The sequence below is a fragment of the Halopseudomonas sp. genome, assembly GCF_038130085.1.
In the GTDB taxonomy this organism is placed as follows: domain Bacteria; phylum Pseudomonadota; class Gammaproteobacteria; order Pseudomonadales; family Pseudomonadaceae; genus Halopseudomonas.
Map to the genome: position 1 here is coordinate 12,860 of NZ_JAYPMU010000011.1, position 13,430 is coordinate 26,289.

The 13,430-nt window shown below is 60.5% G+C and carries 12 protein-coding genes; 7 read left to right on the forward strand and 5 right to left on the reverse strand.

The features are described from left to right. Window positions 1-50 precede the first annotated feature (50 nt). Both AAFM31_RS10080 and AAFM31_RS10085 read left to right on the forward strand, forming a co-directional pair. Complete coding sequence (locus tag AAFM31_RS10080; protein ID WP_341707791.1) at window positions 51-1,508, forward strand: DUF3336 domain-containing protein; 1,458 nt, start codon at window positions 51-53, stop codon at window positions 1,506-1,508. Window positions 1,509-1,664: 156 nt separating this feature from the next. Beyond that, entirely contained in the window at window positions 1,665-2,495 is an 831-nt protein-coding gene (locus tag AAFM31_RS10085) for a uroporphyrinogen-III synthase (RefSeq protein ID WP_341707792.1), read from the forward strand. On the opposite strand, the gene AAFM31_RS10090 is transcribed toward AAFM31_RS10085, so the two are convergent. Beyond that, the gene (locus AAFM31_RS10090; protein WP_341707793.1) at window positions 2,452-3,996 is read right to left on the reverse strand and encodes an amidase; all 1,545 of its coding nucleotides are present in this window, start codon (window positions 3,994-3,996) and stop codon (window positions 2,452-2,454) included. The genes AAFM31_RS10085 and AAFM31_RS10090 overlap by 44 nt on opposite strands. Window positions 3,997-4,149: 153 nt before the next feature. Between AAFM31_RS10090 and AAFM31_RS10095 the strand changes: the two genes are divergently transcribed. The 5 genes from AAFM31_RS10095 to AAFM31_RS10115 all read left to right on the forward strand — a co-directional run bounded on the left by AAFM31_RS10095 (window position 4,150) and on the right by AAFM31_RS10115 (window position 9,525). Then, window positions 4,150-6,573: an AAA family ATPase gene (locus AAFM31_RS10095; RefSeq protein ID WP_341707794.1), complete on the forward strand. Its 2,424-nt coding sequence runs from the start codon at window positions 4,150-4,152 to the stop codon at window positions 6,571-6,573. Between the two features lie 386 nt (window positions 6,574-6,959). Further along, on the forward strand, window positions 6,960-7,463 hold the full coding sequence (locus AAFM31_RS10100) for a TIGR00645 family protein (RefSeq protein WP_341707795.1): 504 nt from the start codon (window positions 6,960-6,962) through the stop codon (window positions 7,461-7,463). 72 nt (window positions 7,464-7,535) lie between these two features. After that, the gene (locus AAFM31_RS10105) at window positions 7,536-7,850 is read left to right on the forward strand and encodes a DUF6482 family protein (RefSeq protein ID WP_341707796.1); all 315 of its coding nucleotides are present in this window, start codon (window positions 7,536-7,538) and stop codon (window positions 7,848-7,850) included. Further along, window positions 7,847-9,391: a cryptochrome/photolyase family protein gene (locus AAFM31_RS10110; protein WP_341707797.1), complete on the forward strand. Its 1,545-nt coding sequence runs from the start codon at window positions 7,847-7,849 to the stop codon at window positions 9,389-9,391. Before AAFM31_RS10105 ends, AAFM31_RS10110 begins: the two co-directional genes overlap by 4 nt. Beyond that, a complete protein-coding gene (locus tag AAFM31_RS10115) occupies window positions 9,388-9,525 on the forward strand; it encodes a DUF2256 domain-containing protein (RefSeq protein ID WP_341707798.1) in 138 nt (45 codons plus the stop codon). Before AAFM31_RS10110 ends, AAFM31_RS10115 begins: the two co-directional genes overlap by 4 nt. 3 nt (window positions 9,526-9,528) lie before the next feature. On the opposite strand, the gene AAFM31_RS10120 is transcribed toward AAFM31_RS10115, so the two are convergent. The 4 genes from AAFM31_RS10120 to AAFM31_RS10135 all read right to left on the reverse strand — a co-directional run bounded on the left by AAFM31_RS10120 (window position 9,529) and on the right by AAFM31_RS10135 (window position 13,426). Further along, complete coding sequence (locus AAFM31_RS10120; RefSeq protein ID WP_341707799.1) at window positions 9,529-10,653, reverse strand: methyltransferase; 1,125 nt, start codon at window positions 10,651-10,653, stop codon at window positions 9,529-9,531. A 79-nt stretch (window positions 10,654-10,732) separates the two neighbouring features. Further along, window positions 10,733-11,143 (reverse strand): large-conductance mechanosensitive channel protein MscL, encoded by a 411-nt coding sequence (gene mscL, locus AAFM31_RS10125; protein ID WP_341707800.1) that lies wholly within the window; start codon window positions 11,141-11,143, stop codon window positions 10,733-10,735. Window positions 11,144-11,211: 68 nt separating this feature from the next. Beyond that, window positions 11,212-12,663 carry a polyphosphate:AMP phosphotransferase gene (gene pap / locus AAFM31_RS10130; RefSeq protein WP_341707801.1) on the reverse strand — a complete coding sequence of 484 codons (1,452 nt, stop codon included), beginning with the start codon at window positions 12,661-12,663 and terminating at the stop codon, window positions 11,212-11,214. Further along, window positions 12,656-13,426 (reverse strand): EAL domain-containing protein, encoded by a 771-nt coding sequence (locus AAFM31_RS10135; protein WP_341707802.1) that lies wholly within the window; start codon window positions 13,424-13,426, stop codon window positions 12,656-12,658. Before AAFM31_RS10135 ends, pap begins: the two co-directional genes overlap by 8 nt. Window positions 13,427-13,430: the final 4 nt, after the last annotated feature.

Here is a 13,430-nt window from a genome sequence, read left to right on the forward strand (position 1 = left end):
ACTGGATCAACCATTTGTTAAGGCGCCTGCGGGCGCCATGGGAGCTGAATATGATGGTCAATCTCTTTCAGCGCGGCAGGGGCAAGGCGCTGCTGCAGTCGATGGAAAAGGCAGAAAACTACGAAGAGTGGAGTGAACTCGCTGCCGCTTGGGATCACGAGGAGGGGATGGACGAGTGGAAACAGGACGACGCCTGCGAAAGCTATGACTACCGTTCTATCCGTCAGCGCCTCGACGTGCTGCGAGATCTGCGTTTCCGTGAGGATTATCAGCAACTGCTGTTTGTACTCAACGAGGGGGTGCATGGCAATCTCGGCGGCATAGGCAAGCCATCGCTGTACAACAAGGCCCGGCTGGGGACCAAGAACCTTATCACCCGCTACATCGATGAGCTGTGCGGGGCGCTCAATGATCTGAACGAGGTCGACGACAAGATCATCCCGTTGGCAGAAAAGCAGGATTTCTTTCTGCGGGCCAGCCACTGCAATGGGCGTACGGCATTGATGCTCAGTGGCGGCGCGGTGCTCGGCTTCTTTCATACCGGCGTGCTCAAGGCGCTGTTCGACCAGGGTTTGCTGCCGGAAATCATCTCGGGCAGTAGTGCCGGTTCCATCTTGGCCGCGACCGCCTGTACCCATGTGGACGAGGAGCTGCGTGAGGGTCTCAGCCTCGACAACCTGCATCACGAGGTCGAAGAGACCTCGGCCATTCGACCGTCGCTTAATCTGTTTGGCGGCAGCCGGGCGATGGATGCAGACAATCTGCGCGACTACCTCGCCAAGATCATTCCCGACCTGACCTTTCAGGAAGCCTTTGAACTCACCGGGCGCAAGCTGAATATCACCGTCACCGGGCTGTCCACCCAGCAGGCGCCCCGGCTGCTCAATGCCATTACCTCGCCCAATGTGCTTATTCGCACTGCGGTCATGGCCTCTTGCGCCATCTATGGCATCTATCCGCCGGTAACACTGATGTGTCGCAACGCGGCAGGCGAGACTGTGCCCTATCTGCCTGGCATGAAGTGGATCGACGGCTCATTTGCTGATGACCTGCCAGCCAAGCGACTGGCGCGGTTGTATGGCGTCAACCATTTTATTTCCAGCATGACCAACCCGGCGGCGCTGGCGATTACCCCTGACCCTGACGCGCCGCGTAGCCGTTTGCGTAATCTGGCGAACTTTCAGGCGCGCTTCTTAAAGCTGGGTGCCGCCGAGGCGATGCGCTTCAGTCGTGACAACGTCCGCATCAAGTCGCCGGTGATTAGTTTGATGCAGCACCTGACCTATGGGGTTCTCGCGCAGGAATACACCGCGGACATCAATATCTTCCTGCGTAACCGCTGGGATCACCCGCTGCGTTTGCTGGCGCCGCCGAGCCGCGAGGCCATGCATCGACTGATTCACGAGGGTGAACGCTCGACCTGGGAAAAGATCGAGATGGTGCGTAACTGCACGGCGGTAAGCCGCACGCTGGACCATATCCTGCACACCCGTGGTTGGGAGAAGTAACGGAACGGCTTTCAGGTGCGTGGCCGGCGAGGCGGCGGGGGCGAGTCGTTCGCCGTTGCCCCGCGCAGGAGGCATGACTGGCCTTTGCGCTGTCTTTTCATTCGCGCGGACTATGCGCACAATGCCCGCATCACTCAGCTACGAATCTGAATCCCCATGACGACTGAAGACATGCCGCTGTCCGGCCGCCGTATTGCCCTGCCCGAAAGTCGAGAACTCGACCTGTTCGCCGACATGCTGATAAAGCGCGGCGCCGATGTCCTGCGTTGCCCGCTGGTTTCCATTCACGATGCGCCAGACCCGCAGCCGGTGCTGGCCTGGATGCGTGAACTGATTGCAACGCCTTTTGATCAGGTGATTCTGCTTACCGGTGAAGGCTTGCGGCGCATGCTGGCGCTAGCCGAGCGGCAGGGCGGCAGCCTGCATGACGAGTTTGTAACTGCGCTGGGTGCGACTCCCAAGCTGACTCGGGGGCCGAAGCCCGGCGCCGCGCTGCGCAAGGCCGGGCTGCGACCTGACCGGGTGGCGGTCGCACCCACAACGGAAGGTGTGATTGAAACGCTGAAAGGTGAGAACTTGCAGGGTCAGCGCATCGGTGTCCAGCTGTATGGCACAGATCCCAACCGCCGGCTCGTCGACTATCTCACCGAAGCGGGGGCCAGCGTCAGCACGGTAGCGCCCTATATCTACGCCGATGACGTTGAGGATGCGCAGGTCGATCAACTGATCGATGCGCTGCTGGCCATTGAGGTCGACGCCATCGCCTTCACCAGTGCCACTCAGGTGCGACGACTGCTGCAGATCGCCAAACGCCGCGAGCAGGGTGAGAGTGCGCTGCTGGCGGCTTTGACGCGCATCAAGGTAGCGGCGGTCGGCCCGGTTGTGGCTGATGAGCTGCGTGAGCGCGGCATTGCGGTCGACCTGATGCCGGAAAGCAGCTTCTTTATGAAGCCGCTGGTGCGAGAGCTGGTGAAGGTGCTGGGCTGAGGGCACCTGCTATTGCTGGCCAGCGGTCTTTCCAGGGCTGGGCCGCCTCCAGCTGAGTTGCCAGTTGCAGCAGCAGCGCTTCGTTGCCGCTTGGCGCACAGAACTGCACGCCAAGCGGCAAGCCGTCCTTGGTCCAGTGCAGCGGTACGCTCATCGCCGGTGTGCCGGTCAGGTTCGCCAGTTGTGTGAACGGCACGTAGGTCAGGTTTTCCAGCGCCATGTCTTCCACCATGGAGTCCAGCCAGCCGCGCCTGGCCATGAACGACAGCAGACCACTTTCCAGCAGCAGGCGGAGTATCTGCTGCTGCCCGCCGGGCAGCTCGGCCTGTTCGTGGCGAATCGGTGGATGGGCAAGGGTGGGTGTCAGATACAGGTCGTATTGTTGGTAGAAGCTGCCAAGTGCCTGACTGAACTGGTTCCAGTTGCGGTGCCGGCTGACGTATTCGCCGCTGCTCTGGGCGCGGCCCAGCGCGGCAAGTACGCGGGTCAGCAGCTCGAAGTCGCCTTCGCTGGCACCCAGGTCCTTGGCTTCCTGAAGGCTGGCGGCGACCTGTCCGAAGTAGAGGCTTATATAACAGCGGGCCAGCGCATGGCCGTCATAGTCAGGCGCAGCCTCTTCGACGTCATGGCCTAGCGAGCGCAGCAGGTTGGCGGTGCGCTCAACGGCTTCAATCGCTTCTGGGTGCACGGGGCGGTCGACTGGCGAGCGGGTGCTGAAGCCGATGCGCAGCTTGCCCGGGTCTCTGCTGGCAAGGGTACGGAAGTCCTGCGTTGGTGCCGCGATGATAAACGGATCGCCTGGATTACCGCCGGCCAACAAGTCCAGTGACAGCGCCGCGTCACGCACGCTGCGTGAGAGCACCAGATCGCTGGAGGCCCCTTCCCAGATTTCGGCATAGGCAGGCCCCGGAGAGACGCGTCCGCGGCTCGGGCGCAGGCCAAATAAGCCGCAGCACGCCGCGGGAATGCGGATCGAGCCGCCACCGTCGTTGCCGCCAGCCAGCGGCACCATGCCGGCTGCCACGGCCGCAGCAGAGCCGCCGCTGGAGCCACCGGGGGTGTGACCGGGATTCCATGGGTTGCGGGTCAGGCCGAAGGCTTTGGGGTCGGTCACGCCCTTGAGCGCGAGTTCGGGCGTGTTGGTCTTGCCGATGATCACCGCACCGGCGTCGAGCAGCCGACGAACAATATGAGAGTGCTGTGTGGCCGGCAGGCGGTTGAACGCCTGATTGCCGTTGCTGGTGGGCAGCCCTGCATAGTCCTGAACTGCGTCCTTGATCAAAATGGGGACGCCAGCCAAGGGGCCGTTGAGGGGCTGTTTGATGCGCTCGCGCGCGATGTCGTACATCGGTCGGCAGATCGCGTTGATCGACGGATTGAGTTGTTCACAGCGCCCGACCGCCATCTCCAGCAGCTCTGCTGCGGTGGTTTCTCCCCGGCTGACCATGTCGGCCAGACCGGTAGCGTCGTTATTGAGGTACTGCTGCAGATCAATCGGCATCGTACGTCCCTGTTCTTGTTGTTTTGAGCTTTTGCTCTATTTAAGCCTGAAGCCGGCGACGGGCGTCAAGTCGGGTTACTCCGGCACTTGTCAGCAGGTGTTGGCGGGGCAACAATGCAGGCTTGTCTGAACCCGCGAGCTCAAGGAAGCTGGATGACCAACGAATCCGCAGCGCTACGTCTTTCCCCGGACCAACTCACCGCCCCCATCGACCTGGCCAGCCTTGGCTTTACCACTACCGACGACCTTGAACCCTTCCGCGGCATTCTCGGCCAGGAGCGCGCTGTAGAGGCGCTGCAGTTCGGCGTCGCCATGCATCGCCCCGGGTACAACGTGTTTGTGATGGGCGACCCCGGAACCGGCCGTTTTTCGTATGTGCAGCGCTATCTGCGTACCGAGGCCAAACGCCAGGTCACGCCGCAGGACTGTGTGTACGTCAACAACTTCGATGAGCCGCGCGAGCCCTGGGTAATCAGTTTGGCGCCGGGCTCGGCTGGCGAGCTGATCGAAACCATCGACCGCTTTATCGACAACCTGCTGGCGACCTTTCCCGCGGTGTTCGAACACCCGGCCTACCAGCAGAAGAAGAGCGCTATCGACCGCGCCTTTAACCAGCGCTATGACCGCGCGCTGGACTCGGTCGAACGCCGGGCGCATGAGAAGAGCATCGCCCTGTACCGCGACTCGCAGAACATTGCCTTTACTCCGATGAAGGAGGGCAAGGCGCTCGACGAAGCTGACTTCGCCCAACTGCCGGAGGAGGAGCGCGAGCGTTTTCACAGTGACATCTCTGAGCTGGAAGAAGTGCTCAATGAGGAGCTGGCGAGCCTGCCGCAATGGAAGCGTGAGTCGAGTAACCAGCTGCGTGAGCTTAATGAAGAAACCATCACCGAGGCACTGCAGCCATTGCTGGAGCCGTTGTTCGAGCAATACAGCGGCAATCAGGCGATCTGTGATTACCTGCAGGCGATGCGCCAGAACCTGCTAAAGACGGTGATCGATCAGTTGGTGGAAGAGCGCCAGCTGGAAGCACGGCCAGACGCGTTCAAGAAGCAGTTGCTGACCGAGCAGTACAGTCCGAGCCTGATCGTAGGGCACCACACCAGCGGCGGCGCGCCGGTAGTGCACGAACCGCACCCGTCCTACGACAACCTGTTCGGCCGGATCGAATACTCGCCCGAGCAGGGCGCGCTGGTGACCAGTTACCGGCACATCCGCTCTGGTGCCTTGCATCGCGCCAACGGCGGTTTCCTGCTGCTCGAAGCTGAAAAATTGCTGGGTGAGCCCTTCGTCTGGGATGCGCTCAAGCGTGCCCTGCACTCACGTCAGCTGAAGATGGAGTCACCCTGGGCCGATATGGGCCGACTCGCGACGGTCAGCCTCACCCCGCAGGTTATTCCGCTGGATGTGAAGGTGGTGATCATTGGCTCGCGTCAGGTCTATTACGCGCTGCAGGATCTGGACCCGGACTTTCAGGAGATGTTTCGCGTGCTGGTCGACTTTGACGAAGACCTGGCGCGCACGCCCGACAGCATTGAAGGGATGGCGCAGTTGCTGAAGACCCGCACCTCGGAAGAGGGGCTGGCGCCATTGACTGCCGCCGCCGTTGCTCGCGTGCTCACCTACAGCACCCGACTGGCCGAGCACCAGAAGCGCTTGTCGGCGCGAATCAGTGACATTTTCCAGTTGGTGGCAGAAGCGGACTTCACTCGCCAGCTGGCCGGTGACCCGGTGACCGACACCGCGCACATCGAGCGCGCGTTGCGGGCCAAGGAAACCCGTACCGGCCGCGTCAGCGCACGTATTCACGAAGACATGCTGTCCGGCGTGATCCTGATCGACACCGACGGCGCTGCCGTGGGCAAGTGTAACGGTCTGACCGTGTTGGAGGTGGGGGACTCGGTATTTGGCTTGCCGGCTCGGATCAGCGCCACCGTCTACCCTGGCGGCAGCGGTATTGTCGACATCGAGCGGGAGGTGAACCTCGGCCAACCCATTCACTCCAAGGGCGTGATGATTCTGACTGGCTTCCTCGGCAGCCGTTATGCGCAAAAGTACCCGCTGGAGATTTCTGCCAGCATCGCGTTGGAGCAGTCGTACGGCTATGTCGATGGCGACAGCGCCTCGCTGGGTGAGGTATGCACTCTGATCTCTGCGCTGTCACGCACACCGCTCAAGCAATGCTTTGCCATTACCGGCTCGATCAACCAGTTCGGCGAGGTGCAGGCGGTTGGTGGCCTGAACGAGAAGATCGAAGGCTTCTTCCGCTTGTGTCAGGCCCGTGGTCTGACCGGCGAGCAGGGCGTTATCATTCCGCGCTCCAATGTGCCTAACCTGATGCTTGATGAAGAAGTACTGCAGGCGGTGCGCAATGGTCAGTTCTCGGTCTACGGTGTTTCCTGTGTCGACGAGGCGCTGGCATTGCTCGCCGGTGAGCCGGCTGGTGTTATGAACGACGAAGGTGACTTTGTTGAAGGCAGTATCAACGCCCGCGTCGTTGCGCGGCTTGCCGAGATCGCCGAGCGGGATCGAGAAGAGGAAGAGGCCGAGACGGAAGCGGAAGACGCTGAAAAATGATGTGCTGCGCCGGCTTGGTTGTCGGCGCCTTGAAACATCCGCGTCAAGGGCATCTGTCTACAGGGTTATCCACAGCTTGTTAGGCGTTTCATCGTTGTAATTGTAGATCGGGTACCTAAATAAGGTCTTGACGATGAGCTGACAATCTGTCCTTTCAGTAATTGCCGGCTCTTCTGAAAGGTGCATGGCGTCTGACTCTCAGGCCATTTTATGGTTGGCATGCCAAGCGCCGGAGAACTGAACAAAAAATGTGCGAGTCGCTCTATCGCCCGCACGGACGGGGTCGCAGTAAGTTATCAGTTCACTGCTCACAGAGTTATCCACAGATACTGTGAACAACCGCTGGGCCCCAAAACTGAACATAGTGAAATTGAGGTATGCGGTTCATGGAACGCTTGTTGGAAAACATGATGTATTCGGCGCGCTGGATTCTGGCGCCCATCTATTTTGGTCTGTCGTTGGCGCTGCTGGCGCTGGCCGTGAAGTTTTTTCAGGAGCTGATTCATCTGGCCCCCCACTTGCTTGAGACCAAGGAGGCCGACCTGATCTTGGTTGTGTTGTCATTGGTAGACATGGCTCTGGTGGGCGGCTTGCTGGTGATGGTGATGATTTCGGGCTACGAGAACTTCGTGTCGCAGCTTGATATTGACGAGGGCAAGGAGAAGCTCAGCTGGCTGGGCAAGATGGACTCCGGCTCTTTGAAGATGAAGGTGGCCGCTTCGATTGTCGCGATCTCCTCTATTCACCTGCTCAAGGTGTTCATGAACGCGACCAACATCGAAAACGACAAGTTGATGTGGTACGTGATCATCCACCTGACGTTTGTTGTGTCGGCCTTCGCCATGGGGTTGCTGGACAAGCTCGCCAAGGACAAAAGCTACGCCGACTAACGGTCTTGTACATTTTGGTCGGGCTTGAGGTTGTGCTGTATAGTCTCTGTACAAGTTTTTGGAGGCGTACGCATGACTCTGGATCAATTACAGCTGGCTGCCGAGCAGGGGCGGCTTGAGCGGTTGGCGCTGCTTTCACACGAAGGCAGCCTCTATCTGGTCGAGGCGCAGATTGATGGTCGGCGTGCGCTACTGCATGACGACGTTCGCCAGGGGCCCTGGCATTTCCGCTCTCTCGAGGACGTGCGCCGCGCGCTGCGGGAGTTGCCCTGGCCGACGATTGAGCTGGTTCATCTGAATGTGGCTGACGAGGCCGGTGCGACGGGGCCGGTGGCCGGGTCGGCCGACGAAGCGGCGATGCGCCTCACTGTGCCATTGCGGCCATGAGCTGTCGCAACCTGGTTCTGCTGCTGGGTGATCAGCTCGACGTCGCCATCAGCAGTCTGGTCGATGCGGATCCCGCCCGCGACCGAATCCTGCTGATCGAAGCGGATGAAGAGGGTCGCTATGTTCCCCATCATCCACAAAAGATTGTCTTCATCCTCTCTGCCATGCGGCACTTCGCCGAGACCCTGCGTGCAGAGGGATTCGCCGTTGATTACATCGCCCTCGATGATCCGAGCAATACGGGTTCGCTCGACGGCGAGCTCGCGCGAGCCCGAGCCCGATTGGCTCCCGAGCGCATCCTGCTGACCGAGCCGGGCGAGTGGCGTTTGCTGAAGCGCTTTCGTCGGTTGCAGGACGACTGGCCCGAGCTGCAGCTTTGCCCGGATACGCGTTTCTTCTGCAGCAATGAACGTTTTGCGCGCTGGGCCGATGGGCGCAAGCAACTGCGTATGGAGTATTTCTATCGGGAAATGCGGCGGGAAAGCGGACTGCTGATGACGGCCGAGGGGCAGCCGGAGGGGGGCAGCTGGAATTATGATGAAGACAACCGCAAGCCACTGCCCGCCGGGCATGCCGTACCGGAACAACCGCATTTCCCTGCTGATGCGATTACCCAGACCGTTTGCGAGTTGGTGGCCGCGCGCTTTGCCGATCATTACGGCGCACTCGACGGGTTTGACTATCCGGTAACTCATGCTGAGGCGGAGCAGCTATGGCGGCGCTTTCGCCGCCAGGCGCTGGCGCAGTTTGGTGACTTTCAGGACGCCATGGCGGTTGATCAGCGCTGGTTGTTCCACGCCCGTATTGCAGCTGCGCTTAACATTGGCCTGCTGGACCCGCGCCGCGTCTGCCTGGATGTGCAGGCAGACTGGCAGGCGGGGTTGATTCCGCTGAATGCCGCCGAGGGGCTTATCCGCCAGATCCTCGGTTGGCGTGAGTACGTTCGCGGCATCTATTGGCTGATGATGCCGGATTACGCCGAGCGCAATGCATTCGGTAACCAACGTTCGCTCCCCGAGTTCTACTGGACTGGCAAGACCCGCATGCGCTGCATGCAACAGGCGATCGGCCAGACCCTTGAGCACGCCTATGCACACCACATCCAGCGACTGATGGTCACTGGCAACTTCGCCCTGTTGGCTGGCATTGAGCCGAAGCAGATCTGCGACTGGTATCTGGCGGTCTACATGGATGCTTTTGACTGGGTCGAGCTGCCTAATACGCTGGGCATGGTGATGCATGCCGATGGCGGTTTTCTTGGCTCCAAGCCCTACTGCGCCAGCGGCCAGTACATCAAGCGGATGTCGAACTATTGCAGCGGTTGCAGCTACAAGGTGAGCGAGCAGACAGGCGCCAGGGCGTGTCCATTTAATGCGCTGTATTGGCACTTCATCATCCGCCATCGCGAGCAGCTCAGTAGCAATCCGCGAATGGGGTTGGTGTACCGCAACTTGCAGCGCATGCCGGAGGCCAAGCAGCAGGCGCTGTGGGAGTGGGGCGAGCATTTGTTGGCGCGGCTGGACGCTGGCGAGGCGTTATGAGGCGCAAGGGCGATCTGCCGCAGAAGGTTTGCGCGGTCTGCGGCCGGCCGTTCAGCTGGCGGCGCAAGTGGGCGGCCTGCTGGGATGAGGTGAGGTACTGTTCAGAGCGCTGTCGCCGCGCTCGTCGAGGCTAACGCTCAGCTAGCGGCCAGCACCACAAACTTGGGGGCGGCAGCGAGCTGCTCGACCTTGCCAAAGTCGCGTTTCAGGGTTTGGTGATAACCCAGATGGCGGTTGCCGACGACCAGCAGCCGGCCACCTGGCGCAAGCGCGTGGCGGCTCTGGCGAAACAATCGCCGGGCGATCTGGTCGCCGACTACCTGCTGCTGGTGGAACGGCGGGTTGCACAGGATCAGGTCGGCGCAGTTTGCCTCAGCTTCACTCAGACCATCGCTGACGACAAAGCGCGCGCTGCGACCGGGGAACGCGGCGCGAAAGTTGTCCTGCGCCGAGGCGACCGCCGCCCATGATTCGTCGACGAAGGTGAGTTGCGCATCCGGATTGCGCAGGGCCGCCATTAAGCCGAGTGCGCCATTGCCGCAGCCCAGATCAACCACACGGGCGTCGCCCAGATTGGTGTTGATGCACGGCAGCAGGACCCGGGTGCCGATATCCAGTTTCTCGCGTGAGAATACACCGGGACGGCTGCTCAGCTGCAGCGCGGTTTCCTCCAGCGGGTAACGGCTGGTCAGATCAGTGACACGTGGCTGCAAAGCCGGATCATGCCGGCATTGCAGCAGGCGTGCTTTCTTCCAGCCAAGTGAGGCCTGGTAGGCGCCGATGTGCTCTGCCAGCAAGTCGCCGGCGCTGGGCGGAAGATGTTTGATCATGCTGCCGGCAAGCACCAAGGCATGGTTGGAGAGCTGCGGACGCAAGCGCTGCAGCTGATCCTGCAGCAGGCTGAGGCTTTTCGGAATGCGCATCAGCACTTGTTGGTAGTGACCGTCAGGGGTTTGCGTGCTGTTGAAAAAATGCACCTTGGCTGGGTCTAGGCGGTTGGCAGCGAGGTTGTCTTGCAAGGCGCGCCAGCTCATCCATGAATCACCCCAGCTGTGCACCTCATTCCCTGCCGATGCCAGCGCTGCGGCGAGGGTGCCGAAACTGTCGTTGACGATCAGTACCGGCCCGTTGCTTGCGGGTTCTTCCTGGAGGCGTTGCAGCAGATAAAGGTCGGCGGTATCGAAGGCCTGCAGAGAGGCGTCGCGCGCAGCAGGGTAGCGCTGTAATTGCAGTGTGCCGTAGGGAGTGTCGCAGGAAAGCATGGTGGACCAGGGCGGTTGAGGATGCCGCGGAGTATAGCATTGCACGGTGCCGCGGCCGGAGCCGGGCACCGTGTGAGCGTTATCCCTGCTTCTGTTCTTTCAGCAGGTCGCGGATTTCACCCAGCAGTACTTCCTCTTTGGACGGGGCAGGTGGTGCCGCCGGCGCCGCCTCTTCCTTTTTCTTCATACTGTTCATGACTTTGACCGCGATAAATACGGCCGCGGCGATGATCACGAAGTCGACCAGACTCTGGATGAACAGACCGTAGCCGATGGCGACTTCGGCTACCTCGCCCTCGGCTTCCTTCAGCACGATCGACAGATCGGTAAAGTTCACGCCACCAATCATAACGCCCAGCGGGGGCATGACTACGTTGTTGACGAAGGAGGACACAACCTTGCCGAATGCGGCGCCAATGATAATACCGACCGCCATGTCGACAACGTTGCCGCGCATGGCAAAAGCCTTGAATTCATCCAGTAGTTTCATTCCGTATTTCCTTGAGTGGCGCCGACGTGGCGTGATTCGATCATAGCCAAGGCTGGACGTTTGACCAACTACTTGAGCTCCTCCTCTAGCGCTTCGCAAAGGATGCGCAGAGCTTGGATGCGAGCGTGGCGCTTATCTTCCGCGGGAATCAGATGCCAGGGAGCGGAGCGGGTCGAGGTGTGCTCTACCATGTCGTTCATCGCCTGAACGTAGTCGGGCCAACGCTTGCGGTTGCGCCAGTCCTCTTCGGTCAGCTTGTAGCGTTTGACTGGCGATTCCTCGCGATCTTTGAAGCGCTTGAGCTGCTCCTGTTCGGTGATGGCCAACCAGAACTTGATCAACAGCGTGCCGCTGTCGGTCAGTTGTTGCTCGAAATCGTTGATCTCTGCGTAGGCGCGCTGCCACTCCGCCTCTGAGGCGAAACCTTCAACACGCTCCACCAGCACTCTGCCGTAGTAGCTGCGGTCAAAGACGACGACGTTGCCCGGGGCGGGAATACGGCGCCAGAAGCGCCATAGGTACGGCATGCGCCGCTCCTCCTCGGTCGGCGCACGAGTACCATGCACGCGCAGGATGCGCGGGTCGAGGCATTGGGTGATACGGCGGATGGTGCCGCCTTTGCCTGCCGCGTCACTGCCCTCGAATACCAGCATCAGGCTGCGGCGGGCGAAGCGTGGGTGCTGGATCAGATCACGCAGACGGTCTTGCCAGAGTTCCAGCTGCTGCTGATAGTCGTCCTTGCTCAGCTCCAGTTTGTAGTCCAACAGGGCCAGATAGTCCCGTTGGGCGGCTTGCCACCCATAGACCGGGCGCGGCGCGGTTGGCGTGTTCAACCGTTGGCGCATCGCGTCCAGGACGATTTGCCCGATCCGTTGATCGCGTTCATGTGGATCGGTTGCCGGTACCCGAATCCACGGAGCTTCGTTGGTCGAGGTCAGCTCGATCATCAAGCGCGCGCTTTCGCGCACTTTCTCGTAGTCGGCGGCGCTGAAGTCGCCCCATTCGCGCATGGCGACGGTCTGCTTGAGCAGGCTGGGGTCGATGCGCTGCCGGCTGCCGCGTTGGTCGTCGGTGAGGTGTAGCCAGATTTTTACCAGGATGATGCCTTCGTCGTTGAGCAGGCGCTCGAAGTGGAGGATTTCCTGCATCTGGGCAGTAAACCGGTTGATGCTGGTCTGACCCCGGCTCAGTTTCATCAGCGGCTGGTGGTACCAGGAGCCGAGATAGAACCCCAGCTCACCGGGTGGCGGTAGGGTACGCCAGTAGCGCCACATGCGTGGCATGCGCTTATCTACGCCCTTGGGCAGGCCGAAGGCGCGTGTGTTCAGGTAGCGGTTGTCGAGCCATTCGTAAAAGCTGTAAATGACCTCGGCCTTGCCGGCAAAGTCGTTGCCGCTGATCAGAACCAATACTGATCCGCGTTCCAGGGTGCGTAATTCGAATTGGGTTTCCAGCAGTTCTTCGCGCAGCGCCTCACGTTCGGCCTTGCGCTTCTTGCTTGCGGCCTTTGAGTCACTCATCGGCGATGACAGTCCAGTTGACCTCGGGTACTTGCTCGAAAGCGGGTCGGGCAAACAGGTAGCCCTGGAACAGATAAATGTTCAGCTCACGCAGAAACGCAAGCTCGGCCTCGGTCTCGATGCCTTCGGCGATCACTTCAATGTTGAGGGCTTCGCAGACGCCCAGAATGCCGCGCACGATCGCCTGCTTGACCGCATCCTTGTCGATGCCGCGGATCAGGGCCATGTCCAGCTTGATGATGTCCGGCTGAAACTCGGCCAGCAGGTTCAGGCCTGAGTAGCCCGCGCCGAAATCGTCGATTGCGGTTTTGAAGCCCTGACGCTTGTACTCGGTAATGATGCTTTTGAGATGGTCCTTATCGACCATTTCTTCGTTCTCGGTGATCTCGAAGATCAGTCGCTCAACCGGGAAGTTAAAGCGCTTTGCTGCTTCGAGGGTAGCGCGAATACAGGTTGCTGCCTGGTACACGGCATTGGGTAGAAAATTGATACTGACAAAGCAGGGAATGTTCTGACGGGCAGCGAGCTCGACTGCTTTGACTCGGCAGGATTGGTCAAACTGGTAGCGATTGTCGGTGTTGACCTGTGACAGAATGCCCGCTGCACCGGTACCGTCCGTGCCGCGAACCAGCGCTTCGCAGGCGAAGATCTGGCGAGTACGGATGTCGACGATGGGCTGAAACGCCATGCTGAACTCGAAATCGAGTGCAGGTCGGTCGGTGCAGGCCCGGCAGGGTGGTGGTGTTTGTGGCTCGGTTGTCATTTTC